Annotated in this window: 23 protein-coding genes; 13 read left to right on the top strand and 10 right to left on the bottom strand. The window is 48.2% G+C overall.

The features are described from left to right. The 3 genes from S7335_RS12390 to S7335_RS25950 form a co-directional block, all read left to right on the top strand. Positions 1–441: hypothetical protein (locus tag S7335_RS12390; RefSeq protein WP_038016175.1), on the top strand; the 441-nt coding region annotated here is incomplete at its 5' end. Positions 442–476: 35 nt separating this feature from the next. Beyond that, entirely contained in the window at positions 477–1427 is a 951-nt protein-coding gene (locus S7335_RS12395) for a mechanosensitive ion channel family protein (RefSeq protein ID WP_006455922.1), read from the top strand. 141 nt (positions 1428–1568) lie between these two features. Further along, complete coding sequence (locus S7335_RS25950) at positions 1569–2438, top strand: hypothetical protein (RefSeq protein ID WP_157620211.1); 870 nt, start codon at positions 1569–1571, stop codon at positions 2436–2438. Here S7335_RS25950 and S7335_RS12405 read toward each other — a convergent pair. Next, positions 2435–3232, bottom strand: a complete 798-nt coding sequence (locus S7335_RS12405; RefSeq protein ID WP_006456702.1) for an SDR family NAD(P)-dependent oxidoreductase — start codon at positions 3230–3232, stop codon at positions 2435–2437. The genes S7335_RS25950 and S7335_RS12405 overlap by 4 nt on opposite strands. Before the next feature lie 353 nt (positions 3233–3585). Here S7335_RS12405 and queC point away from each other — a divergent pair, with 353 nt between their 5' ends. Genes queC through S7335_RS12420 form a run of 3 tightly spaced genes read left to right on the top strand, consistent with a single transcriptional unit; the run spans position 3586 to position 5340 of the window. Continuing rightward, positions 3586–4317, top strand: coding sequence for a 7-cyano-7-deazaguanine synthase QueC (gene queC, locus S7335_RS12410; RefSeq protein ID WP_006457468.1), 732 nt, complete (start codon positions 3586–3588; stop codon positions 4315–4317). 34 nt (positions 4318–4351) lie between these two features. Further along, positions 4352–4723 carry a DUF3493 domain-containing protein gene (locus S7335_RS12415; protein ID WP_006455519.1) on the top strand — a complete coding sequence of 124 codons (372 nt, stop codon included), beginning with the start codon at positions 4352–4354 and terminating at the stop codon, positions 4721–4723. 29 nt (positions 4724–4752) lie between these two features. Beyond that, positions 4753–5340: a triacylglycerol lipase gene (locus S7335_RS12420; protein WP_038016177.1), complete on the top strand. Its 588-nt coding sequence runs from the start codon at positions 4753–4755 to the stop codon at positions 5338–5340. Positions 5341–5549: 209 nt separating this feature from the next. Here the strand turns inward: S7335_RS12420 and S7335_RS12425 are convergent, their stop codons facing one another. Next, entirely contained in the window at positions 5550–5981 is a 432-nt protein-coding gene (locus S7335_RS12425; RefSeq protein ID WP_006453900.1) for a VOC family protein, read from the bottom strand. Positions 5982–6209: 228 nt separating this feature from the next. Between S7335_RS12425 and S7335_RS12430 the strand changes: the two genes are divergently transcribed. Then, positions 6210–6455, top strand: coding sequence for an RNA-binding protein (locus S7335_RS12430; protein ID WP_006453660.1), 246 nt, complete (start codon positions 6210–6212; stop codon positions 6453–6455). 471 nt (positions 6456–6926) lie between these two features. On the opposite strand, the gene S7335_RS12435 is transcribed toward S7335_RS12430, so the two are convergent. Both S7335_RS12435 and S7335_RS27305 read right to left on the bottom strand, forming a co-directional pair. Further along, a complete protein-coding gene (locus S7335_RS12435; RefSeq protein ID WP_006456102.1) occupies positions 6927–7574 on the bottom strand; it encodes a hypothetical protein in 648 nt (215 codons plus the stop codon). A gap of 607 nt (positions 7575–8181) precedes the next feature. Next, positions 8182–8814: a hypothetical protein gene (locus tag S7335_RS27305; RefSeq protein WP_006455126.1), complete on the bottom strand. Its 633-nt coding sequence runs from the start codon at positions 8812–8814 to the stop codon at positions 8182–8184. 100 nt (positions 8815–8914) lie between these two features. Here S7335_RS27305 and purU point away from each other — a divergent pair, with 100 nt between their 5' ends. From purU to S7335_RS12460, 4 genes are all read left to right on the top strand, one after another. Further along, positions 8915–9775 (top strand): formyltetrahydrofolate deformylase, encoded by an 861-nt coding sequence (gene purU, locus S7335_RS12445; protein WP_006453636.1) that lies wholly within the window; start codon positions 8915–8917, stop codon positions 9773–9775. 351 nt (positions 9776–10126) lie between these two features. Next, positions 10127–10699: a hypothetical protein gene (locus S7335_RS12450; protein WP_006453885.1), complete on the top strand. Its 573-nt coding sequence runs from the start codon at positions 10127–10129 to the stop codon at positions 10697–10699. Between the two features lie 209 nt (positions 10700–10908). Next, on the top strand, positions 10909–11718 hold the full coding sequence (locus S7335_RS12455) for a TIGR00297 family protein (protein ID WP_006455860.1): 810 nt from the start codon (positions 10909–10911) through the stop codon (positions 11716–11718). Between the two features lie 218 nt (positions 11719–11936). Beyond that, on the top strand, positions 11937–12290 hold the full coding sequence (locus S7335_RS12460; RefSeq protein ID WP_227499992.1) for a co-chaperone YbbN: 354 nt from the start codon (positions 11937–11939) through the stop codon (positions 12288–12290). Between the two features lie 120 nt (positions 12291–12410). On the opposite strand, the gene ribD is transcribed toward S7335_RS12460, so the two are convergent. Beyond that, the gene (gene ribD / locus S7335_RS12465) at positions 12411–13502 is read right to left on the bottom strand and encodes a bifunctional diaminohydroxyphosphoribosylaminopyrimidine deaminase/5-amino-6-(5-phosphoribosylamino)uracil reductase RibD (RefSeq protein WP_006453429.1); all 1092 of its coding nucleotides are present in this window, start codon (positions 13500–13502) and stop codon (positions 12411–12413) included. Between the two features lie 104 nt (positions 13503–13606). Here ribD and S7335_RS12470 point away from each other — a divergent pair, with 104 nt between their 5' ends. After that, on the top strand, positions 13607–15544 hold the full coding sequence (locus S7335_RS12470; RefSeq protein ID WP_050765851.1) for a mechanosensitive ion channel family protein: 1938 nt from the start codon (positions 13607–13609) through the stop codon (positions 15542–15544). 47 nt (positions 15545–15591) lie between these two features. Here S7335_RS12470 and S7335_RS12475 read toward each other — a convergent pair whose 3' ends face one another. From S7335_RS12475 to S7335_RS27785, 3 genes are all read right to left on the bottom strand, one after another. Further along, complete coding sequence (locus S7335_RS12475; protein ID WP_006454166.1) at positions 15592–15813, bottom strand: hypothetical protein; 222 nt, start codon at positions 15811–15813, stop codon at positions 15592–15594. 91 nt (positions 15814–15904) lie between these two features. Beyond that, on the bottom strand, positions 15905–17110 hold the full coding sequence (gene bioF / locus S7335_RS12480) for an 8-amino-7-oxononanoate synthase (protein ID WP_006457330.1): 1206 nt from the start codon (positions 17108–17110) through the stop codon (positions 15905–15907). A gap of 29 nt (positions 17111–17139) precedes the next feature. Next, positions 17140–17283: a hypothetical protein gene (locus tag S7335_RS27785; RefSeq protein ID WP_157620219.1), complete on the bottom strand. Its 144-nt coding sequence runs from the start codon at positions 17281–17283 to the stop codon at positions 17140–17142. Here S7335_RS27785 and S7335_RS12485 point away from each other — a divergent pair. Further along, positions 17278–18432: a quinone-dependent dihydroorotate dehydrogenase gene (locus tag S7335_RS12485; RefSeq protein ID WP_006456853.1), complete on the top strand. Its 1155-nt coding sequence runs from the start codon at positions 17278–17280 to the stop codon at positions 18430–18432. The genes S7335_RS27785 and S7335_RS12485 overlap by 6 nt on opposite strands. A 72-nt stretch (positions 18433–18504) precedes the next feature. Here the strand turns inward: S7335_RS12485 and S7335_RS12490 are convergent, their stop codons facing one another. Then, entirely contained in the window at positions 18505–20934 is a 2430-nt protein-coding gene (locus S7335_RS12490) for a S9 family peptidase (RefSeq protein ID WP_006456119.1), read from the bottom strand. 34 nt (positions 20935–20968) lie between these two features. Next, on the bottom strand, positions 20969–23950 hold the full coding sequence (gene gcvP, locus S7335_RS12495) for an aminomethyl-transferring glycine dehydrogenase (protein ID WP_006454726.1): 2982 nt from the start codon (positions 23948–23950) through the stop codon (positions 20969–20971). Positions 23951–24009 lie beyond the last annotated feature (59 nt).

Raw genomic sequence — 24009 nt, forward strand, 5'->3', positions numbered from 1 at the left:
GCCCAAACTGGGGTTTATCGGGAGTCGCTGTTTGAAACGTTCCGACCCGTGGCAAACAAGAAGCAGATTAGAGCAGCGATCGCTCTGGCTAAACAATTCGGTCTGCGCTCCGATCCAGCCCTGCGCGACGCAGAGCTCGGTACCTATTATCAAGTCGATGTAGCTAGGGTTGAATCTTTTGAAGCGGCTATTCAAAATTCAGCCAAGTCAAGCATTGTACTCAACGCTGGAGACGATATAGCAAAGCGGCTTCAGCTTGCTGTGCAGACAGTCCGGCTGATGCTAGTGGCCGCTCAAATAGGTATGATCACATTGATTTTGATTGGAAGTGGCTACCTAATTACCGGACAGTCGGAATTGGCTGCGATATGGTGGACAAGTGCGCTGTGTGTTGGCGGTCTCTGGCTATGGCAAAAGACGGTAGCTAAGCCGCTTCTATAGGGCTCCTATTTTCATATTGTTGTTGAACCACATCTATGGCTTTATTGGCACAGGTCGTTGATTCCTTGGGTCCGCTGGCTAACCCAGTTCTTCGAAATAACTTGGTTACCTCGATAGTCGGCCTAGTCGCGATTACCGTGCTGCGAGTAGGCGCAAATCGACTGATCGATCAGCAAATTAAAGATCCCAGAAATCGCTACGCTTGGCGCAAGTGGAATAGCTATCTTTGCTATGGCCTCTATACTTTTGCGGTGGTCATGCTTTGGCTACCCAGTATTGCTGGACTATCAACCTTCTTGGGTTTGTTCGCAGCGGGCCTAGCCGTTGTCCTTCGCGATCCGCTGGTAAATATAGTGGGCTGGTTGTTCATTCTATGGCGACAGCCCTTTCAGATGGGCGATCGCATTCAAGTAGACACTCATGCTGGCGATGTAATCGATATTTCCATCTTTCAATTCACGCTCATGGAGATTGGTAATTGGGTAGAGACAGACCAAAGCACCGGGCGAATTATTCATCTTCCTAACAGCCGGATTTTTCAGCAGCCTATCGCTAACTACACCCAGGGATTTAAGTACATATGGCATGAAATCCCAGTTCTAATTACGTTTGAAAGCGATTGGGAGGCTGCCAAGTCTATCCTATTTATTCAGCTGAGCCAGCACGCCGAGCATCTGAGTAGTTCTGCTGAGGAGCACATCCGTAGAGCCGGTCGAAAGTACATGATTTCTTATTCCAAGCTGACCCCTACGGTTTATACCACCGTCAGAGAAAGCGGCATCCTGCTGACTTTGCGCTACCTCTGTGAGCCCCGTCGACGCCGCGGATCAGAGCAAGTGCTGTGGGAGAATATTCTGCGCGAGTTCGCTAAAAACGACGATATCTCTCTAGCCTATCCTACTCAGCGATTCTTTATGACCTCGGTCGATAGGAAAAGCCCACTGCTGCCACGACATTTGGACAAGGAGATTGCTTTGGAAGAGTAGCCAGTAAAACTAGCCTTCTAGATCAACAGTTAAGCATGCGATAATACTCTGATGCAGTGTCTTCTCTCTAGACGCTGTATGTTCCTGAATGACTAGGGCTAGGTTGTTAGGCCTAGACCGTTAATTTCCTAATAAGTAGGTATGAAGACAATACGATTGAGTCGGTGGTTGGTAGGGATGGCGATCGCCTCCACTTTGACTCTCTCTTGCTCTAACAGACTTCGAAACTATACTCAAATTACGCTTGCCCCTCAAGCAGATACCGAACTCGATTTAGAAACAATAGAGCAAACAGAAGCCATCCTAGAAGAACGTCTGACCAATTTGGAGATTGAGACCGCTGAGATTATCTCTGAAGCAGATTCTAGCCTGATTAGGCTCAGATTACCGGCTGAAGTTGACGCTCTAGCCATCGCAGATGTATTTGCGGATACTGGACAGCTATCACTACGGCGCCAAAAACCAGAAACCGAAGAGGATCTAGCCAAAAATATTGAAGCACTGCAGCGGCTGTTAGTAGAACAAGATACGTTGAAGCAGACCGATAACCTAGAGGATGCTGAGGCCCTACAGTCGCAAATTGATCAAACCAGGGCCGAAATCGTTGAGCTCTACGAGCCTAGTGAACTAACCGGCGATTTGGTCTCAGATGCACAGGCCGTTTTGATGAGTGGCTTTAATACCTGGGAAATTACCGTCTGGTTCAACGAGGAAGGCACCAAAAGATTCACCGAAAAGACTAAGGCGATCGCGGGTACGGGTCGCACGATTGGTGTTTTTCTAGACGATGTTTTGTTAAGTACGCCGGTTGTAGATGTTGACTATGCTCAGACGGGTATCCCCGACGGTAAAGCTGTGATTTCTGGTAACTTTACCGCTGAGGCTGCTAAAGCCTTGGAAGCTCAGCTAAAAAGCGGTGCCTTGCCCGTTGCGCTCAAGACTGTAGATATTGAGGTAGTCCCTGCCGAAGAGGTTGAGCTGCCAGGCGAAACAGTCGACGGCGAAGGCTAAGTCGAGATGGTAGAGACAGAACCACCATCTACTCGCCAGTTGGAGCCGACTACGTAGCTAGCCTGGTTCGAGCAGAGAAAGGCAATCACTGCTGCTACTTCTTCGACTTTGCCCCGTCTACCTACCTCGATGCCGGGACGGTTCTCAGCAAGAAAGCTGGACACAGCTTCTTCCATGCTAATGCCGCGCTCCTCAGAACGTGATCGCATCATCGCATTGGTCATAGCTGTTTCTACAAAGGCAGGCGACACCATATTGGTGAGTACACCGTCTTTGGCATAGGCTTTTGATAGATTTTTAGTCAGATTTAGCGTTCCTGCCTTACAGGCGCAGTATGGCATATCTTCTATGTAAGGTTGCACGGCATCTTCAGAGCCTAGCAGCACTAGCCGTCCCCATCCTGCCTTACGCATATCCGGGATAAAGGTACGACAGACTCGTACCGTTCCCATTAGGTTAACGTTGATGGTATGCATCCAGCCTTCATCGTCGATATCGTCTAAAAAATCACCGACTGCGCCCGTGATACCTGCTGAATGAACGACAATCTCAGCAGGCCTGCCAAAGTGCTCGACTACCTGATCGCGGGCTGCTTCTACCTGCTCTAGGCTCGTAATGTCAGCTTTGACTGGAAACGGTTCGCCAAAGGATTTGAGATCGTCAATCTCATCAAAGGAGCGATTCAAGATTGCTACTTTAGCACCCTCTTTCAGCAAGATTTCAGCCGTCGCTTTACCAATGCCAGAGTCACCCCCTGTCACTACAGCGATTCGATCTTTTAGCCCTAAGTCCATGAAATGTGTCTTCCTATTAAATGTCTGAATCTGGTTTGAATCAACAGCCAAGCTGCGCTTTCAATTTAGAGTGCTAGGCCGACATGTAGTGCACGTGTGCAACAAAAGCTTAGACAACCAGATTTTCCAAGGCCAAAATTAAAGGATATAGCAATGTGCGGATGCATACTCTGCGAGAAGGCAAAGCCTACGTGCATTGCGAGTCACTTAGCCTGTTGAAACACAAGGGTTATAGCCAATGACTATGCCGTAAGCTAAGTGATCAAAGCTATAGATGCCTGAACAAAAAGTCAGACACTTTACAGAAGGCGTACAATGATGGCCGGTTAGACATTCAAGGGAAATCACGCCTCATGAAGCCATCCCCAAAGGCCGTTGTCTTACTCTCTGGTGGGCTAGACTCAGCTACCTGCGCTGCCCAAGCAATTGCAGATGGCTATGACGTAATTGCGCTGTCTTTCAACTACGGTCAGCGTCATGATAGAGAGCTGCTGGCCGCGCGAGAACTGGTCAGTGCTTTGGACATCACGGAGCATCAGATAATAGATATTAATTTAGCTCAGTGGGGCGGTTCGTCTTTGACCGATCGGACTATGGTCATTCCGACTGAGGGTAAAGACTTAGACGCTAAGGTGATTCCATCGACCTATGTACCAGGGCGCAATACTGTGTTTATTGCGATCGCTCTTTCCCTGGCTGAAGCTAGCGGAGCGATCGCTATTTATCTTGGTATCAACGCTGTCGATTACTCTGGCTATCCAGACTGTCGGCCCGACTACCTAGCTGCTTTTCAGACGTTAGCATCCCTATCTTCAAAAGCTGGACTTGAAAATCGCGCTCCTAAGCTTGTGGCCCCCCTCATTTCAGATTCTAAAGTTGACATCGTTCATAGAGCCTTGAACCTAGGCGTCCCGATTGAAAAAACCTGGTCTTGCTATAGCGGAGAAGATCTTCCTTGCGGCCGCTGTGACTCTTGTCGAATTAGAAACGATGCTTTAGTCAAAGCGGGTAGGCGCGATTTGGCGACGTTTTCTGAAGTGACCAGGCCATCCCCACCGGACAGGACCTGTCACAATGATAGGTAGAAATCAAAGCAGTAGAAGCACAAGATAGAGCGATATGGCTAGTAAGAACAAGACATCTCGTCAAAAGGGCTCAGCTAACAAAAATCAGAAGACTAACTCACCAAACAGTCTGAAAGCGAACTCAAGGACCAAAGACATTCCTAGAAAAACGCCGCCAAAGGGCATGAGTCAAGCGCGCTATGACAAACTAGTCGCGGAATCTCAAGCGCCTTATAAAGGTTTGAGAAAGTTTATGTACGCTGCTTTTGGGGCCTCCGGTGCAGTTGGCGGATTCGTTTTTTTTACAAAGATCTTAGCTGGACGAGATCTGGCTGCATCGCTGCCAAATCTCGCTTTGCAACTTGGTGTTGTCGCTCTGATGGTGTTTTTATTTCGTTGGGAAGACCGCAATCAAGAAGATGGCTAGTAGCGGTGAGTACTCAACAAGTAGCGACTATGAGTAATTCTTCAAAATTACCGATCGTACTAGTTCACGGTATCTGGAATCGAGCGGAGATTTTTACAACCCTCAAAACCTATCTAGAAGCGAACGACCATGTTGTCTACGCACTGACTATGACGCCTAACAATGGCGACGCATTGTTAGAGAGCTTAGCCCGTCAACTTGCTACCTTTATCGATAGCAGGCTAGCACCCCAACAGCAATTTAACCTGTTGGGATTTAGTATGGGAGGATTGGTGAGCCGCTACTATGTGCAGCGACTAGGCGGATTGAGTAGAGTAGAAAAGTTTGTGACGGTTTCTACGCCGCACCGAGGAACATTCTTAGCACTGGGTAGCGATCGCCCGGGCATCCGTCAAATGTGTCCAAACAGCGATTTTATCAAAGCGCTTAACCAGGATGCAGACTGTTTGAAAGTGCTTCAGTTCTTTTCTTTTTGGACACCCTTTGACCTTCTAATTTTGCCACCATGGAGTTCTTTAATTGGCAGCGGACAGACACGGCGACTACTGATCCCTAGTCACAACCGTATGATTAGAGATCAACAGGCACTTTTTGTCATTGCCCAAGCACTAGCTTGACTGTCGCTTTGCACGCTGTGCTAGATGTAGAGCATACTGGCCGAAAGCTGTATGTAACAACAGCCAAAGAGACTTATGGTCCTTGCCTAGATAGGGTGAGCGCTATACTTTCCGGCTTTTCGCTAGGTCTTTCTATTAGCTGCTCTATCGGCTTTTAACCCTCTGTTTTGAAGAATTACTTCTCTCAAAGAATAAAGTAGAGCAAAACATCACTCCGTCTTGTCTCCTACCTTTGAATACTGATGTTCTCCAAACACTGCGCTGGGATAGACGTAATACTTAAACTCCAGCAGGTTATGAAAGGGATCTTCTAGGAAGAAGGTTCGATGCTCAATGCGATCACCTTTGAATCGATGCTTAGGCTGCTGGTAGAAGGTCAGCTTTTTCTCCTTAGCCCTAGTCAATGCTGCTTCCCACTCTTGTTCTGTTTCAAAAGTAAGACCGAAATGTCTTGGATAAATCCCTGTTTGTGCCGTGGTGGGCTCTTTCACGACATGGGCAACTAGTTGGTGACCACCTAGGTTTAGAATCAGTGAACCCTTACCCTCTCTACCGACCTCACAACCGAGCCCTTCAACATAGAAGTGTTTGGTCTGGGGAATATCTGCGATAGGGAAAGAAAGATGAAAGATAGTACTCATAAAACCTCCATAGTCCAGTCGCTTTAATAATCTCTTTGAAAGGATTACTGTTTTGTAATGGGGACTACAGCCAAAATAGCAGTCAGGCAAGTAAACCTGAAGTATGCTAACACCGTATTTGTACGACGTAGTCAGCCACCACCAGAGACTGTCCCTAGTAACTATGTCTAGAATAGACTTCTCTAAAGCCTTGTAATCCTTACTCTAGAAGCAATCTAGAAACGCCTTATGTCAATTTACGTTGGAAATCTATCGTTTGATGCTACTCGCGATGACATCAACGAAGTCTTTGTTGAGTACGGTTCAGTTAAGTCTGTGAAGGTTCCTACCGATCGCGAAACCGGTCGAGTGAGAGGTTTCGCGTTTGTAGAGATGTCTAGTGATGCAGAGGAAGAAGCGGCCATTGCCGCTTTAGATGGGGCTGAGTGGATGGGTCGCACACTAAAGGTAAACAAGGCTAGACCTAGGACCTAAGTCTCTTCAGACTATACGGCCATCAACATAGTACGCCTTGACTTAAAACAGTCCCGAATTTGACTGTTCTCTCCGCATCTGCAGTTTATTGTACAAAACAGAATTGCACAAAGCGGACAGAGGGCACACTACATGGGGTGCACTCTCAATGCACTCTCTAAGTGCTTTCTCTATGCACCGTCAAGACGTACACCAAAAACCACAACAAGGAGAGGAGCGGCGGCGGTAGCACTCTGCACTTTGTCTGCACCCTTGATAAATACTCTGCTCTGGTTCTGTGGGGCCTAAATAGATAGCAACCCGCCGAATCATTCCGCCGAATCACTCCGCAGATTGCTAAGCCATTTGTGTGTTGTCATTGATATCCTATGCTAGTCGGTCTTTTGCCGGTCAGTCTTCGAGTGCCCTCACCGTGTAGCCTCTATTCCTTAGATAAAGCCGAATGGATAAGGAAAACATGTGACTAGCCTGTTAGCTAGCTTTGATAGCTTTTTCTGACATGCTGTAAGTGCCGTTCCCACCACGGTGCCAAACACCATCACGAGCACCTGCAGACAGGATGTTAGAGATTCGGTTTCGTGCCTTCAGAAAATGACTTTTTGGCATATTTTCTTGAAAGACTAGATTCATCACATCTGCAATCTTAAAGACATTATTCGGCTGAGCCTGTAGTACGCTAACAATAACGTCAGGAAGTGGTGACTTCTTGTAGGTTGTTTGAATATAGCGCTGCCAGTCAGCTTTACCGCTACGCTTGGTTGAAGCTGCGCTCTGCTTCGATTTGGCCGGACGTCCGCGACTAGCCTTAGGTTTTGAAGCTTTTGTTGTGGTTGACTTAGGTGCGGTCGATTGAGTAGAAGACTTACCAGCCTTACGTCTGCCTTTAGTTTTGTTACCTGCAGGCGTCTTTTTGGTCGTTATCTTTGTCGTTGTCGACGCGTCTGTAATCGTCGAAATAGCTGAGGCAGCTGGCTTCTCCCCAGATTCAAACATAGAGATGACCGCCTGAATGCCTTCCCGCTTTTGCTGAAGCTGGGTTAGCTTAGCCTCTAAGACAGTTGCCTGTGCAGATAGCTCGGAATCTACTTCTAGAAGCTGTGGTAAAACAGATGTAGACATACAAAATTTTCTCCTTACAGTTGATACAGAAATTGAATGATATAAAAGATAGAAGAGCGGCCGCTTGACTCAGTCTTTTAGAAATTAATCGCTTGTAGCCTGGTTATCTAGAAGTTGAATTCGTAGAACTCTAGGCAAAAGACCAAAGAGTCTAGAGCGATTGCCTTCGAAAACCTCCGAGGGCGAGAACACCTTACGAAGACTCCCTTAAATTGAAAGGCCTGAGTATCAAACAACAGCTAAACGCCGCAGCCGCCTGCAATTTAGCTATCCTGCAATTCAGCTATCTTCGAGTGATTGTCTCCTCGTATATCCAGTAGCAGGCAAACCTGAAACAAATACCCAACAACGATTCTGTAGAAGCAATTATCCAAGCAGTATTGCAAAAGCATATTTTCTAAAACCATACTTCCTAAAAACATGCCGGAAGACATGCATAGAATAGCTATAGAAGACAACTGCGAAGGCTAAACCCTATCTGAAGCGCTTTTAGGCAAAGATAACTTTCTTGACAATAACACTATTTAATCACTTTCTTCTTTTCAGGCAAGACTTTTCTTAACTTTTTTCGCAAGATTAGGGGAGATTACGGTCAAATTTCGGCTTTTTACCCGTTGTTGCCACCATTTATAACTGACCGAACACTTAGAAGCGTGTACTTAATCAAAAGGAAGAGGATGACTAGCATCAGTAATCCTCCGGCTAGCCATTGACGTAGCTGAATAACAATCCCTAGCTTTTCACCCAAGTTTGGAACAAACCAGAGGCTGAGTAGACCTATGCCTACCCCGTTTGCTAGAAGGATAGGGATTCGTGGCAAGATCCCAAAAGAGATGATAGCAGGCGTCTGTTTGGGTTGTAGCTGCAGTTTCGCCAACAAATTAAACCAGAGCTGACTACATACGATCACAAGGGCTCCTATCGCCGGAGAAGTCAGTGCCGTATAGAACCCTATTAGCTCTAGAACAATAGTACTACGCACGACAAAAAGAAAAGAGTAAAGACGGGCATCACTGGTCTGTTGTAGAGTTTGAAAGATGTTATCTAGGTCTACTTTTGCCATAGTGGCTAATTCTATGCAGAACAGCGCTAGTGCTAGCGCTAGTAGCTGCTGTGCTAAGGCTTCACCAGAGACCGCTTGCCATAACAAGCCAGTGCCAGCTGGAATAAAAGACAAAGGGATGAACTGCCTAGTTGATAGCCAAATCGATTGCACAGCTTCCTCACCAGCAACTTTCACAAATTACGCCAATAGAATCTACTCGAATAAAATCTATAGTAGTCTGTGCTCACAAAACAGCCTGTTCTTAACTTTTCATAGGATTTCTAGGTGGTGATTCATGTCTTCTCCTCGACGCTATATTCTTACTCTTTCTTGTCCGGACCGTGTAGGTATTGTTGCGGCGGTGAGTACCTTGATTTCGAATAACAACGGTTGGATCAACCAGGCTCATCACCATTCTGACCAGCTAGAGCAGCGTTTTTTTACTCGTCAGGAGATCCTGGCGGATTCGCTCAGTTTCCCCATCGAGGAATTGCGTAGCCGGTTTGAGCCAATTGCCGCTCAATTTAAGATGGACTGGAAAATTAGAGACTCGACCAGAAAGACCCGGGTTGTCGTCCTGGTCTCAAAAAGCGGCCACTGTTTGTATGATTTACTATCTCGGTGGAAATCACAAGAGCTCGAGATTGAAATTGCCTGTGTGATCTCTAATCACGAGGTGTTTAGAGGTTTGGTCGAATGGCATGGGATTCCTTACTATTATGTACCGGTAACACCTCAAAAAAAGACAGCGGCTTACTCACAGATGATGTCTTACTTTGAAGCGGTTGATGGCGATGTCATGGTGCTCGCACGCTATATGCAAATACTGCCACCAGAGATGTGTGATCGCTATTCTGGAAAAATCATCAATATTCACCATTCATTTCTCCCTTCTTTTGTCGGTGCAAAGCCCTATCACCAAGCCTATGCACGCGGTGTAAAGCTGATTGGAGCTACCTGTCACTACGTCACCGAAGATCTCGATTGCGGACCGATCATTGATCAAGATGTGTTGCGCATTGACCATTCTGACGCGCCAAGAGACCTGGTCCGCTACGGTAAAGATATCGAGAAGACCGTTCTTGCTAGAGGGTTACGTTATCACATTGAAGATAGGGTGATGCTGCATAAGAATAAGACGATTGTCTTTCGATAGGGTGGCGATGTGACATGCCTTTGCCACCCTCGTCTTCGCTACTTGCTAGCCCGTAACCGGCCGTCGTGTAATGCGGTGCCTCTAGGTAGAGTATCTTCGTTGTAAAGTGTTTTTACCTAAGGGTATGTCAACATAGGTGGCTATTCGTTACAAGATTCTTCAATCAGGTAAACGACGGTGACAGAAGGCGCTACACTCACTTTGTACAAATCCTCTTTTTGAAAGTGCTTTTGAAGGTGCATAGCTATTTAGGAGCGTATCTTGAAAGGGAATCTTGAGAACGTAGCTATCTGATTTGTTCAAACCAATCAAGGATGAGGAATTTATAAACATACGAGGAACCTCTTTATCATGACTGACCCTGTACTTTCTCAGCTTGTTACTGTTGAATCGGATTTAGCCGAACAAATCGAGCATTTGGAAGCTCAGCTTTCTCAGCTGCAGATCAAACGTCAGGAGCTACTGTCCGTCATTGATATGTTCAAAGATGATGAAATTAATGGCGATCGCGCAGCGTCTGGCTCTACTCGGGCAAAAGCATCCAATAAAGACAAGGCGTCTGCTAAGTCGGAAGGAAGATCTTCTGTAGCGTCTAAGTCAGACCGACAGCCAAAGCAGACAAGTCGCTCTACGAAAAGAAAGAAAGACGGTAGAGCTGCTGCCTGGCAAAAGTATGTCCAGTCTGAGTATAGGAGCCTAGCGCTACCTGAGGCGGTTAGTACCGTTCTAAGATCTGAGCCTAGTAAGATCTTCAAGATCGCTGATGTAATGTCTTCTATCTTCAAAGAGAGCATGCCAAAGACGTCTTATCTCAAGGCGCGAAATCGTATCTCTAACATTTTGTCTGCAGGTGCTAGAGATGGCACCTGGTATAGAGGGCGTAATGGACGCTATTCCCAGTCGGAGAGTGTTACAAAAGCTTAGTCTAGCTAGATTTTAGTTTGGCTAGATTAAAGACAGTAAGCCTTGGCTGTAAGTCATCGGGGCTATAGCAAATCAAAGCTCTAGATAAATATCAGGAGTAATATTTATTACTGTAGATATCTAACCTGGTGTCACATGGCTGGTGTCACATGGCTATGGTGGGTTAATAATGCTAGTTGAAGTGCCTATGATCTGCTTCGGACTAATTTATGCTTCTAGATAATCCTTTGCTAGTCGCAATTCTACTCAATACGAGCCTGATTGTAATTGCCTTTCTCCTCCCGAAGAAGTTGCTAACGCCTGCGGGGTATGGCAATGCTTGGCTTTTAGGCATAGTCGTCTGGCTGTCATTTGGTTGGCAGGGCTATGTGACGATTTTGTTCTACTTCTTTATCGGCTCGGCCGTTACTAAGGTGGGCGTAGCTGAAAAAGAAGCTTTGGGCATCGCTGAGGCGAGAGGAGGGGTTCGTGGACCTGGGAACGTTTGGGGCTCGGCTTTGAGCGCAGCTGTCTGTGGCCTAATCGCGATCGCGCTGCAAGTGTTAGGTGCGCAAACGCTAGCGCCATTTGATCTAGGTACGGCTGGTACTGCTTATCCTCTCTGGCAGTCGCTGTTGGCGCTAGGATTTGTAGCCTCACTTAGCACTAAGCTCTCAGATACAGCTGCAACTGAGATTGGCAAAGCTTATGGGAAGAGGACGTTTCTGATTACAACCCTTTCTCCAGTTCCTAAGGGAACAGAAGGAGCAGTCAGTCTAGAAGGAACCCTAGCAGGTGTGGTTGGTTCGCTAGCGCTAGCAGTAGTGGCCTATGGTACTGGCCTGTTGGAACCGAGCCTATTCGGACCATTTGGGATCTTGATATGTGTCGCTGCAGCTTTTGTTGCTACTACCGCAGAAAGCCTAATTGGTGCCACTATCGAAGAAAAGCTAAGCTGGCTAACTCACGATCTGGTTAATATCATCAACACAACAATTGGCGCAATCGTAGCGATCGCTATTGGCTGGCTAAGTACCTAGCCCATATCCTAAGTACCTAGCCCATATCTATGTACAACTACTTTCTAGGAAAGAAAACGTGGCTAATTGTGAAAAAACATATAATATATAAGCACTGATCCCCATGCCTCTTGGCAGCGAAGGCTGTCTGATGGCTTGGGTTTCAGACAGCAAAGGGCTGTCTGAAACCTTTCAGTAGAACGCCCATTAAAAACCAAAAATAAAAGAGCTCACCTATGATGACTATGGTCACTGATGAGAATTTCAACCGCGAAGTTTTAGCCTCCTCAGTTCCAGTGCTTGTCCATTTCAGCGCCCCGTGGTGTGGTATTTGTCGGCTAGTCTCTCCTGTTTTAAACAGCTTTCGAACAGAATGGCCTGGACCGATTCAGATTGTCGATATCAACGCTGACCAAAATTTGAAGCTAGCCAATCGCTATCAGTTAACTGCTTTACCGACTTTGCTATATATAGAACAGGGTAGAGTACTTCAGCGGATAGAGGGCTTTAGAAGTCGTGAATATCTCTTAGCTCAGCTACAGGGGATCAAGCAGCGTCATTGTTTAGAAAGTATGTTCTCTCGCTCTGCCTAGTCACCTAGATTCGTCATTGAGGCTGACAAGGCAGCTTGAAGGCGGTGGCAAGGTAGGTTCCTACCTGCCTATCTAAGATGCTAATTGCCATACTTCGCGTGATTTAGAATTGCTATTAGGTCATAGGTATCCCTTTAACAAGAAGTCTTGGCCGACTGGTGTTATTGATACTGAATGTAAAGCTAACGCTTCGGTCATTGCTGTAAAGCCTAGTTCGCCAATCGGTGAGGGCGCGCGCTGACCGCCAATGAGTTTGGGTGCAATAAACGCCCAGATTTTTTGCACGGAGCCCGCTGCGATCGCCTTAGCCGCTAGCACGCCACCGCATTCCCAAAGCACACTCATGGCCCCGCGCTGATACAGATGGGCCATGACGGCCGCAGGAGTGAGGCTCTCCAACGCCACTATCTCTACTCCCTGGCGGACTAAAGCAGCCTTTGTTTCAAGGTTCGCATTCGTTTGAGTAAAGACTAGCGTAGGCGCCACTTCTGTCTTCCAAAGGTTTCTATCTGAGGGAAGATCTAGGTGGCGACTCATCACAACTCGCAGCGGGTTGCGCGTTCCCTCTCCATGACTAGTCAAGTTTGGATTGTCTTGGCGCACGGTATTGCCCCCGACGATGACCGCATCACATCGACTGCGTAGCTGATGTACTCGCTGACGAGAGCTAGGCCCACTGATCCAGGCGCTATGCCCAGCTGTGGTTGCAATTTTGCCATCTAGTGTCATGGCATATTTCAAGATGCCAAATGGGCTATTATGTGTCACTCGGTGGATAAAGGCTTCGTTAAGCTGATGACACCGATCCACTTCAATCCCGACTACAACTTCAATGCCAGCTTGACGTAGCTTTTCGATTCCGCCTTTGGCTTTGGGATTGGGATCTCGCATGCCAATCACCACTCGGCGAATCCCAGCTTTGATCACAGCTTCGCTACAGGGTGGCGTGAGGCCTTTATGGTTACACGGCTCTAGATTGACATAGAGAGTAGCTCCCTGAGCTCGGTCACTGGCTGCTCGTAGCGCAAAGATCTCGGCATGGGGTTCGCCTGCTTTCGGGTGAAATCCTTCCCCGACAATCTCGCCATCTCGAAGGATGATAGAGCCTACTAGGGGGTTGGGCGCAGTGTGGCCCGCAGCTTGAGCGGCTAACTCGCAGCAGCGCCGCATCAAGTCAGTGTCGCTACCAAGGTTAAGGGTGGCTTCGGTCATATTCAAACTGAATAGATGTAGTAATTTAGTAGAGCCATCAACGTACTAATCTTGGGTGCTAAGCGATCTTTATCTGGTTGCTATCTTTATCTGGTTGCTATTTTATGGGCAATTTTTTTGCAGAAGGGAGGCGAAGATCTCAGTCAAAAGTGCTGGCTGGTGTGGTGATTGGTTTGATCACCGTTCTGATAGTCCTTGCGCTTGGAGTAATAGATTCCGCAGTCGCACACTCGAAGGTCACACATTTAGAGATCGCCCAGTCAGAAGCGCAGCCTACGCCAGTCGCGCCAGAGACCATACAGCCAGTCGCGCCTACTGTAGAACCAGGCGCAGAACAGGCACCCACTGAAGCGCCTGCGATCAATCGACTACTGCCCACTATTCCTTTAGATTGGCAGGCGCCTATTATAGGCGATACCGCAACTGAGGCGATCGCACCTGTCTATCTAGATGGCAGAACCATATTTTACCTTAGTGCTACTACCGCTGCCGGTTCAGAAGCCGCAGAGCTGCGTGCTCAAGAAATCCAGAAACGACTGCATGTATTAGCCAGAGACCAGTTTGAAAGCAGTCCATCAGTAACGGTCACCACCGACGAGCCGACTGGCCTGCCGGTCATCGCAGTAGATGGCGAGGCTTTTCTGACCGTAACCACCTTGGATGCGCAAATTATTGGCTTAGCTAGCCCCGGAGAATATGCACGAACGCTAGCAGACACACTAGAGTCTGCGCTTATCCGCTACCGCCAAGAGCGTCAGCCTTCGTATCTAAGACGGCAGCTAATCCTGTCTTTGTTGGCCGCTGCAATCGCCCTACTGATAGAGACAATCATTCGGCAAGCCATCGTGCGGATCAGACGGCGGCAAAAATACCTTTCTACGGCTAGGACTCAGCTTGGGAAGGCGACCAGCATGGGCCGTCCACCTTTGATCCCCTACCCGACTGCCGACGTATTCGAGTCAGTTTTCGAGCTTTTAAAAGCCCGTTTAGACAATCGTCAGAAGCGCAAGATCAACGAAACTATACGAGCTCTGCTAGTAGTTTCTCAGGGCGTGCTGTGGATACTAACTGGTCTTTGGATACTCGCTAGATTCCCCTACACTCGATGGCTAACAACACTGCTGCTGCACTGGTTAGAAGTACCAGGTCGAATTTTCTTAGCCTCGGGGATTGCTTATGTTCTGCTTAGAGCCAGCAGTTTCTTGATCGATAAAGTAGGATTTGCTTTGCAAGAAGGGGCGCAATGGGCACCGGAATCATCGCAGCGGCTAAAGCTAAGATTTCTGACGTTTTCTCAAGTGGCTAAAGGGCTGGTCGCAGCGGTAATCTTTGGAGCGCTGCTGCTGCTGGTGTTATCAATTTCGGGTATTGAAGTGGGTCCTATCCTCGCGGGGGCAGGAATTGCAGGGGTTGGCATTTCTCTAGCAGCGCAAAGCTTAATCAAAGATGTGATCAATGGCTTTTTGATTTTGTTTGAAGACCAGTTTGGTGTAGGAGATATTGTCAGCATCCAAGGACTAACCGGCAGCGTGGAACGTCTCAATCTGCGCATCACTCAGCTAAGAGATCTAGAAGGCAGGCTAATCACCATTCCAAACAGCCAGATTAGTATTGTTGAGAATCTGTCAAAGGACTGGTCGCAGATAGATTTGGTGGTGAAGGTCTCGCCTATGGTGGATTTAGATAAGGTATTGCCGCTACTCAAAGAAACGGCTAGTGCGATCGCAACTGACCCGCACTGGCAGCAATTTGTCTTAGAGCCGCCTGATCTGCTTGGCGTCGAAGCTGTAGACCAGGCGGGAATCTCCATTCGACTTCTACTAAAGACTCAGCCGTCCAAACAATTTTTAGTCGCCAGAGAGCTGCGCGTGCGAGTAAAAGAGGCTTTCGATCAAGCTGGAATTTCGCTCGGCGTACCGCAGCAGAAGCTAGAAGTATCTTGGGAAAAGCCTGAAGATCAAAATCTAGTTCCTGCCTCAAGTTTTAACGCTACCCATCCACAGAACCAGCCCATAGGCGATCAGTTTGCCAACGGTAGCTGAGCTTGGGTAGTTGAACCAGAAGTCGAAAGTTGAGCCAGAAGTCGAATTTACGAGTTCTGAATGCCGTCTTCAGGAAAAACCCATTTTGGACCTTCAGCAGCTCGCTCTTGCTGCTTGCGGCGAACAGCTTCAGCCGCCATCTCTAGCATGGTATCTAGAGAGGTATCTTCAATAAACTTTGAGGCTTGCTGCTGAGAATCTTTATGGGGGCAGTCGTCGCCGAGGACGCAGCCATTTTTGCAGTCTACAGCGCAGTTAATATCAGCCATGATTTGACAGTAAGTTATTTAAACCAGTGAGATTACATGAATGATCTTAAAGGATCACGCAAATTGACATGTCAGCTCTCTAGCAGAATCTTTAGACAGATTTGAGATAGCTGCTGAGTGTGTAGATAAATTGGTCAATGTGAGCTGAGGTGTGTGTAGCCATCAAACTGAGACGTAGACGACTCACCGGTACCGTTGGCGGGCGAACGGCTGCAGCGAAAATTCCTTGCTCTCTAAGGTGCTTGGCTAGTGAGAGCACAGTAGTGGCATCTTTTACTTGCAAACAGACAATCGCTGAGTCCGAGGGAAGTCTTCTGAGATTAAGTGACTTCGTTTGAAGTAGAGTTGCTTTGCTAGAAAGCAGATGATCTATCCGCTCGATGAGATATTGGACGTTTTGGCGAAGCTGACTTAGGCGCTCAGGTTCTTGGATGAGTAAAGAGATTGCGCCTAATGCTGCTGCTGAGTCAGCAAGCGACAGTCCAGTTGTGTAGATCCAGCTAGCGGCACGATTACGCAGAAAATCGACTAGTTCTGCACTGCCAGCAACGTATCCTCCTAAGCTAGCAAGCGCTTTACTAAGCGTTCCCATCTGCACCAGCGGTCGGTCTTGACAACCAAAAAATTCAGCGCAGCCTGCGCCTGTTCTACCTAGCACGCCTACGCTATGGGCCTCATCAATCATCACCATCGCCTCAAAGCGATCGCCTAAACCTAACAATTGCGGCAAGTCGCATACGTCGCCATCCATTCCAAATACCCCATCAGTCAAGATCAAACAGCGGCGGTAGGCGGCCCGTGCGGCTGCTAACTTCGCGCTTAAGTCTCTAAGATCGCCATGTGCGTAGGTGATTGTTTTTGCACCGCTGAGGGCCGCTCCATTTCTTAGGCTTGAGTGGTTGTATTCATCACTCAAGATCAGGTCGCGGCTATTGACTAGCGCAGTGATTGTGCCAAGATTTGCTAGGTAGCCGCTGCTAAAGACAATGGCATCTTCTGTTCCTTTTAGCTGAGCAATTGCCTGTTCTAATTCTCGGTGTAAGGGCCGATGTCCGCTCAATAGCAGTGACCCAGTCGACCCTGTTCCATAGCGTTCAACTGCTGTTTTTACCTGGGTGACTAGTCTTGGATCTGCGGCTAGTCCTAGATAGTCATTACTGGCTAGGTTGATCAATGAACGACCATTGATTGTCACCGTAGGTCCACCATAGCTATCAATCGATTGAACGCTACGATACCAGTTGGCGCGGTGTATAGTTTGCAAAGACTTGCCAATCCAGCGATAGGCGTCGCTCATACTCGATGAACTCTTCAAAGACAGACCCTTTAGACTACACGACCCCAGTCTTCTACGCCAGCGGCATCCTCTTGATATTGGATGTGATGGCCTACATTGCTGTGCGCCGCATGTCCTAGCTTGATATATTGCTGAGGGCGATAGTTGGTAACGATAGGTATTTTCTTTTGCAACAGCTTTATCAATTTGGGGTGCGATCGCTATTCAAAACTCTTAAGGCAGACCCCGAGCGCGTTCATCGTCAAACGATTGATCTACTCGCTTGGCTAGCTACCAAACCCAACAGCGGTAGACTATTTCATCAACCTACTCGACTAGCTGCCCAAGCCGCGATGAATAGTACCTTTGCGAGTGGCACTTCTTCTCTTTGTCAGTCGCTTTGGAATATTAACTTTTTCAATCCGCTGGGGCTAGCCGCTGGATTCGACAAAGATGGTACGGCAGCTCGAGCTTGGCCCTTACTTGGTTTTGGCTTTGCAGAGTTAGGTACGGTGACTTACCACCCACAGCCTGGCAATCCTAAACCGAGAATGTTTCGTTTACCTGCTGATAGAGCGGCGCTAAACCGGATGGGGTTTAACAATCAGGGGGCAGCGGCTTTGTCGAACACGCTTAGAGCGCTTTGGCCAGAAGATAACTACCCAATACCGATTGGAATTAATTTGGGTAAGTCTAAGATCACGCCACTAGAAGAAGCCTCAACAGACTATCTCCAGAGTTTTGAGCTGTTGAAGACGCAGGGAAGTTATTTTGTGGTGAATGTGTCGTCACCCAATACGCCAGGATTGCGATCGCTCCAAGCGACAGAACAGCTCGCCCCTATCCTTGAAACACTTCAAAACGCTAATACCGAGAACAAACCGCTATTGGTTAAAATCTCTCCGGATCTAGCTACCGAAGACATCGTAGATATCGTTCAGCTTGCCCAAGACTGCAACTTAGCCGGTATTATCGCCACTAACACAACAGTTGATCGCAGCGCGCTCACCACTCGCACTATCACGACTATAGGTAAGTCCGTTACCGACGAAGCAGGCGGCATCAGTGGGGCGCCTGTGCAGCAGCGATCCACAGAAGTCATTCGTCAGATCTACGCTCAAACCAAAGGCACTTTACCCATTATTGGCGTAGGTGGCATCTTCAACGCCGACGATGCCTGGGCCAAAATCACCGCTGGCGCCTCGCTGCTGCAAACCTATACTGGTTGGGTATATGAAGGCCCTACAATGATCAAAAATATCACTAGCGGCTTAGTTGAGCGTTTACACAATAACAATTTAGAACATATTTCTAACGCTATCGGCCTAGACCACCGGTGCTAAAGCCCTGTTCTCATATCCTCACCCTGTTCTTATCTCCTCACCAAGACGAAGGAAGAATGTGTCCTTACTTTGCTATATCCGTTTCACGTAGCTATCTAACCACTGGACCATTTCCCAAAGAACATGACCAATGGCTTCTTTCGAGCGATAGCCATGTTCTTCGTATGGCAAGCTGACGTAGCGAACAGTGCCACCAAGTCCTTTGATAGCTTCGTAAAGGCGTTCGGTCTGAATGGGATAGGTACCGGAGTTGTTGTCAGCGGCCCCATGAATGAGGAGCAATGGATGGTTGATTTTATCCGCGTTGGTGAAAGGAGACATACGATTGTAGGTGGCGGTGGCGTCCCAGTAGTTGCGCTGTTCGCCTTGAAAGCCGAAGGGGGTAAGGCTGCGGTTGTAAGCGCCACTGCGAGCAATGCCAGCGCAAAAAAGATCGGTGTGAGCCAGCAGATTAGCGGTGGTGAATGCACCGTAGGAGTGACCGCCAATAGCAATTTGGTCGCGATCGCACACCTTTCTTTCTACTAAATAATCCACAGCCGCCGTTGCACTATCAATGAGCTGTTCTAGATAAGTGTCGTTAGGCTCTGCTTGCCCTTCTCCAACAATCGGCATTGACGGCCCTGAAAGCAGCGCATAGCCCTGGGTTAGTAAGAACAGCGCCGAAGCGCGAGTGGGTCTACCAAACGTGTTTTCTGATTGCGTAACTTGACTAGCTGTCTCTCTACTTTTGTGTTCTTCTGGGTAGACCCATAGCAATGTTGGCAAGGGACCATCGCGTTCTAAATCGTGATTTGGGGGCAGATATAAGGTGCCAGAAAGGTCTAAGCCGTCAGCGCGAGTATAGCGAACGATTTCTTTATGAATATTCCTATACCAGGGCAAAGGGTCACTAAACCTAGTGAGGGCGGTTTGTTCGTTTTCTGAGTGGAGCCAATAGTTGCCGGGTTCTGTTTGGGTTTGACGGCGAACAATAAACTCTCTAGCCGCTGGATCGAGAATTCTTTGCACCCGAGAGAACGTACCTGAGGGCGATCGCCATATTCGCTCCCTGTGCTGACTTTCTAAATGAAACCGATCTAGAAAAGGAGAAACGCCTTCTGCCGTAGCGCCTCTCCCACTAAAGTAGATGTCTCCTTGTTCGGACATTAGTAAAACCGGCCAACCGTAGTGCCCTGGTGTGGTGACTGGATTACCAGGACTACTGTAGGCATCTTGAAAGTTGCGCTCTTCTAAGAGTACGGGTGCTGCTTGAGGATCGTTGGGGAACAGTCTCCAGGTGCGAATCTGCCGCGTGTTGTAGAAAACTTCGTAAGCTAGTAAGGCCGTATCATTTCCCCAAACTAAGCTGCTAAAGCGTAGGGTAGATTTCCACAACAGATGTGGCGTATCGATGAACGGCGCAGATAACGTATAAACCGCATCACGGTATTCGCTCTCTACTTGAGCATCACCGTCATCTAATGCCTCTACCCAGTAGATAGTGGCTGGCTTGTCTGCCCGCCAACCAGAAGTCCTTCTGCCTGCCCTGACTGAATCAAAGTTAATGGGAATTTCTTCAGCTAGGGGTAGATCAGAAATGACATACGCAGTCTGTTTTAGCGCATCGGCTTGAAGGCTGACGATGCTAGCCTCACGCGGGAAACGAGCTAGTGGTACTTGATAGGAAAAAGGTCTTTTTACCTTAACGATTTTCAACCACTGACCATCAGGAGAAGGTGAAAATCCTGTGTACAGATCTGGATCAACTAGCGGTGTCTGCTCGCCTGTCAATGAAATCTTAGCGATAGAAGAAGTGAGATAGTACTCTAATAGCGCTTCATCATGAACGTTTTCCAGCAAATTGGTGAAAGTGCGCGCGGGAGCTACCTTTCCTAGATTCTCTTCGATCACCGGACCGGTGGGAATTGCCGATGGTACTGGTGGCGGCTCAGAGTCTATGCGGATGCGGCAGATAATAGTGCCATCGGGTAGCCATCGAGTTGGGCTACCACCGCCAATATTGTGAAGGATTGAGTCGGTGAGTGCCCAGACTTTAGCGGTTTCCAACTCTAGCACCCAGAGGCTGATGCCGCTTGCTGCCGGATGAGACCCATGGTTCTTTAATCCTGGTGTCTGTGATCCTGGTGTCTGTAGTTCTGGTGATAGATGCGTTTGAGTGAAAGACAGATATTGGCCACATTTTGACCAACTCAGATTGCGGATGCGTGGACTAGATGGCAACGCTATGGGACAGGCCGTTTTTTCATCTCGGCGGCGAATAGATAGTGCACAGTAGTAGCTTGCTTTGGCTGGCCCCCACGTCTGAGGATTTAGCTGCAGCCCAGCTAGTCCTAGCTTGGGTATAGCTAGTTCTTCTATAGGGGGAAGTCCGGCTGAGCGTAGTTCGACAATCCAGTTCGCATCTGGCGAGAAGGAGACCGCCGGCAGACGTGGCGTATCGAGCATGCTGGCAATTGGCTCGGGAGGTGTTTGCCAGGTAGCCTGGGCAGGGTCGGACATAGGGTGGGTTGGAAGGTAGGGAAGCAAGGTAGAGTTATTCTGCAAACTCATCCATGGAAGGACAGGTGCAGACTAGGTTGCGATCGCCAAATGCCTGATCGATCCGATTGACGCTGGGCCAAAACTTGCGATCGCGTGTCCACTCAGTTGGAAAGACAGCAACTTCAGGCGAATAGGCTCGGTGCCATTCTTCAACTAGATCAGCGGTGGTATGAGGTGCGTAGTGTAGAGGGCTCTCCTCAAGCGCGCAGACTCCCGACTCGATCTGTTCAATCTCAGCGCGAATCGCAATCATCGCATCACAGAAGCGATCCAGCTCACTTAAAGACTCACTCTCGGTGGGCTCTACCATAATGGTTCCAGCGACCGGCCAAGACATCGTTGGCGGATGAAAACCATAGTCAATCATCCGTTTAGCAATGTCGTCCACGTTGATCTGTGCCGTCTTTTTGAACTCACGCAAATCAATAATGCACTCATGGGCAACTAGCCCACTGCTACCTTTGTACAAAATGTCGTAGTGATCTTCTAATCGTTTGGCAATGTAGTTAGCACTCAAGATAGCGACTTCACTCGCCTTCTTTAAACCGTCAAAGCCCATCATCTGAATATACATCCAAGAAATTGGCAAAATGCTTGAACTTCCCCAAGGTGCGGCAGAAACAGCGCCAATTCTTTTGTCCTCTCCGCTTTCGAGTCTAGTATCAACTAGGCTATGGCCAGGAAGGAAGGGAACTAGATGGGCCGCTACGCCAATAGGTCCCACACCTGGTCCGCCCCCACCATGAGGAATGCAGAATGTCTTATGCAAATTGAGATGACAAACATCAGCGCCAATATCGCCAGGACTGCACAGGCCAACTTGCGCGTTCATATTGGCCCCATCCATATAGACTTGCCCTCCCTGAGTATGAATGATTTCACAGACTCTTTTGATACTTTCTTCAAAGACGCCGTGTGTGGAGGGATAGGTTACCATCAGCGCTGATAGATTTGCTTTATGCTTTTCAGCTTTAGCGATCAGATCTTCTACATCGATGTTGCCGTCATCATCACATTTCACGCCGACAACCTTCATGCCTGCCATCACCGCACTCGCGGGGTTGGTGCCGTGCGCCGATTGAGGAATCAAACAGATATTACGATGACCCTCACCGCGATTTTTGTGGTATTCACGGATTACTAGCAGACCAGCATATTCGCCCTGAGAGCCAGCATTGGGCTGCAAAGAGATACCGGCAAAGCCAGTGATATTACATAGCCAATCTTCTAGCTGAGTGAAAAGCTCCTGATAACCTTTGGTCTGCGAAAGCGGCGCAAACGGGTGGATCTGTCCAAATTCTGGCCAGGTAATGGGCATCATCTCGGCGGTTGCATTTAGCTTCATAGTGCAAGAGCCAAGCGGAATCATGGCATCGGCTAAGGAAAGATCTTTCTTTTGTAGGCTATAGAGGTAGCGCAACAGCTCTGTTTCACTATGATATTGATTGAATACAGAATGTGTAAGATAGCTCGATGTCCGGCTCAGCGAAGCGGGAAGTGACTCTGGTGTCAGAGATTCTAAGCTAGGAACAGGATTATCTCCTGCAAATATTGTCAACAGTTCAGCAATCTGACTAAGATTTGTTGTTTCATCAATAGAGATGCCGACTGTAGCGGCCTGGTCTGATGTATTTGGGTCGATTCGAAGATTGACTTGTTGCGTGCGCGCCCGAGTAATAATTTCTGATGTTCGCTCACCAGTTTGAATTGATAGCGTATCGAAAACGGGCTCATCGCTTAGCTCGTAACCTAGCTTTTTCAGCCCACTGGCCAAGGCACTTGTAAGCTGTTGGATTTTGTGGGCGATCGCTCTTAGACCCGTGGGACCATGGTAGACAGCGTAGGTACTAGCGATAATAGCAAGAAGAACTTGAGCAGTACAGATATTGCTAGTCGCTGAATCGCGGCGAATGTGCTGTTCTCTAGTTTGCAGCGCTAGACGCAAAGCAGGCCTACCTTTACTGTCTTTTGAAAGTCCAACAAGGCGACCTGGTAGCTTGCGGGCGTAGGCTTGTTTGGTGGCAAAATAAGCGGCATGGGGACCTCCATAGCCCAACGGAACGCCAAATCTTTGAGTATTGCCAACGGCGATATCCGCGCCGAATTCGCCGGGTGCTCTCAGCAGCGTCAGGCTAAGCAGATCGGCAGCAACGGTGATGATCGCACCAGTTTGGTGAGCCTGTTCAATAAACTCGGTGTAGTCATAGATAGCACCGTCTGTAGCAGGATATTGCAACAACATACCAAAGTACGGTTCGTCTGCGGCTATTGGCTGGGTATGGTCACCGATAACGACAGTGATTCCTAATGGCTGAGCGCGAGTTCGAATAACCTCAATTGTCTGGGGATGACAGGCGGCCGAGACCCAAAATTGCTTAGCGGCGATCGCCTGCTTATTCTTACAAACGCCGAAGCTCATACTCATTGCCTCAGCCGCGGCTGTCCCTTCATCTAAGAGTGAGGCGTTAGCAATTTCTAGGCCAGTTAGATCAGTGACCATCGTTTGATAGTTTAGCAGCGCTTCTAGGCGACCTTGAGAAATCTCTGGCTGATAAGGGGTGTACTGTGTATACCAGCCCGGATTCTCTAGAATATTGCGCTGAATGACAGGCGGCGTTACGCAAGCGTGATAGCCCAAGCCAATGTAGCTACGATAGACCTGATTTTGCGCTGCTATCTCGGCAATCTTCTTTAGAGCTTCTGTCTCACTCAGTGCCGTACCCACTTTCAATGGCTGGTTGAGTCGAATGCCTGCTGGTACTGCCGCGTTGATCAGCGCATCGACTGTTTCCGTCCCAAGCACTTTCAGCATCTGCTCAATCTCAGAGTCAGTAGGTCCTAGATGACGGCTATCAAAGCGGTCGGTGCCTATTGACTGTATCCAGCTAGGACGTTCTTTGGTGGTTGGAGGTGCTGTAAGGACTGAATCCGAAGCGATTACTTCTTCGGTAGAAGTTGTTAGGTCGTAAGACATAGGAAATGAGATTACCAGCGAGTTATCCAATATTAAGATAAGTTGCGGCTATCGACCCA

This window comes from Synechococcus sp. PCC 7335, from assembly GCF_000155595.1.
GTDB lineage: Bacteria > Cyanobacteriota > Cyanobacteriia > Phormidesmidales > Phormidesmidaceae > Phormidesmis.